The 1,631-nt window shown below is 38.9% G+C and carries 2 protein-coding genes; one reads left to right on the forward strand and one right to left on the reverse strand.

Annotated features, from left to right (window positions below; genetic code table 11):
* The first annotated feature begins 121 nt into the window (after nucleotides 1-121).
* The gene (locus ACKI5B_RS03425; protein WP_407425853.1) at nucleotides 122-1,063 is read left to right on the forward strand and encodes a helix-turn-helix transcriptional regulator; all 942 of its coding nucleotides are present in this window, start codon (nucleotides 122-124) and stop codon (nucleotides 1,061-1,063) included.
* A gap of 15 nt (nucleotides 1,064-1,078) precedes the next feature.
* On the opposite strand, the gene ACKI5B_RS03430 is transcribed toward ACKI5B_RS03425, so the two are convergent.
* The coding region (locus tag ACKI5B_RS03430; RefSeq protein ID WP_407425855.1) for a VWA-like domain-containing protein at nucleotides 1,079-1,631 on the reverse strand (553 nt) is incomplete at its 5' end.

Consider the following 1,631-nt stretch of genomic DNA (forward strand, 5'->3'; position numbering starts at 1 on the left):
GCAGATTCATAACAATAACTCTTAATCATTCTTCTATGACACATTCTGTCAGCCTACTTGTGATATTATTTCCGTAAAACAGAAATCTGGGGTATAATGAATGAAAACAGGGGCTATCAATATGACTAAAAATGTATCAAAACTTAAAAGATTATATGATCTCGACCGAGTTTTATGCTCTTCTCACAAAAGAACTCTTAACGAAATTGCCGATGAGCTTGGCGTTGACCCTCGTACAGTTATCCGTTATTTTAACGATTTGAATAAAACTTTCAACGGCAAAGTTATTAATGAAAAAAACGGCACACGTTATGAGTATCGTTACGCAGATGAAAATTTTGCTCTCTCGAACATCTCAATTACAGAGGAAGAAGCCTTTGCATTGCAGAGCGCAAAACAACTCTTGCAATCTCTCCCCTTGCATGAGTTTTATTCAAAAACACTCAAAGGTCTCGACAGGCTTCTAGACAGAGCCAAAAGATTCAATGATTGTGAGGAACGCCATTTTAAAGACAAAATCATTTTTACAACAGACAACAGCAAGGTTCCGACACGCCCAGATTTAAAAGTAATAGAAGATGTGCTGCATGAAGCCCTGGAAAAAAATCTTCCCGTAAGAATTTCCTTCAATTCCCCGACTGGAGAAGATATTATACATGAAGAAAATTTTTACCCCCTCCTGCTTGTAAGTTTTCTTGGAACCTGGTTTTTGCTGGCCGTAAAAAATGCGTCTAAATCGACTGACATTTTCAGCTATGAACTCCCCGATGAACTTCGTGAAGAAGATTTTGCTCTCCTGAATTATTATGATTTTACTGCTGCAAGAATAATCTCTACTTCCAAAGAACGAATGATGCCGGAATATTATTTGAAAAATGAGAATACAGTGACTCACGGAGCTGTTCCTGCAAGCATGACTTATGACGAAAACTTCCGCCCGATTCTGAGTTTCGCATTCTGGTTCATGGATTACCGGATTGAGCTGGAATACAGCCCGAATTCTGATACTAGCAGAATTGAAATGATAAAGCGACTGCCCTGGTCTGGAGTCCGTAAAGAATAAGCTCTTAAACTTTCTTCATTCTGGAATCCAAATCGCACGATTGTTCGGAAATTTTTCTATCCATGTATGAGAATTTTCGTAATCTCCTTTACTTGTCAAAATCCAAAGGATTCTGCGCCTCGTATTGATTCTGGGAATGTCAGCACACCCATCTGTAAATAGTATCAGGCCGTCGTATTCGGTATGAGTGGAATAATAATCAATAGGAGCCTGAAAGTTTGTTCCTCCACGGCCTGTAATTTTTACAGACTTTCTCGCTTTTCTCAGAGTCTGAATTTCTTGTGTTATTCCATAATCAAACTGAATCACCTCAATTGAACTGATTCCATATTTGAAAAATCGATTGATAACAGAAAAAAACTGAGAAAGGCTCTTATCATTAACAGACCCGCTCACATCAACCGCTACAAGCAAGCGAGTAGTGAATGCGAATCTGCTTCCCATGTATAAGAACTCATACCGTCGGTTTGGTTTCATTCTAGTTAGCTGTCGTTTCTGGGACAAAACACTTGCCCGAAAAGATGAAAGAATTTTTCTGTAGTCCAGGGGAACAACAAGTGAAGCCTCG

The sequence above is a fragment of the Treponema sp. genome (assembly GCF_045657965.1).
In the GTDB taxonomy this organism is placed as follows: Bacteria; Spirochaetota; Spirochaetia; order Treponematales; family Treponemataceae; genus Treponema_D.

Coding starts and splice junctions, on each gene's coding strand:
- ACKI5B_RS03425 (WP_407425853.1), top strand. CDS start 122: ATGACTAAAAATGTATCAAAACTTAAAAGATTATATGATCTCGACCGA.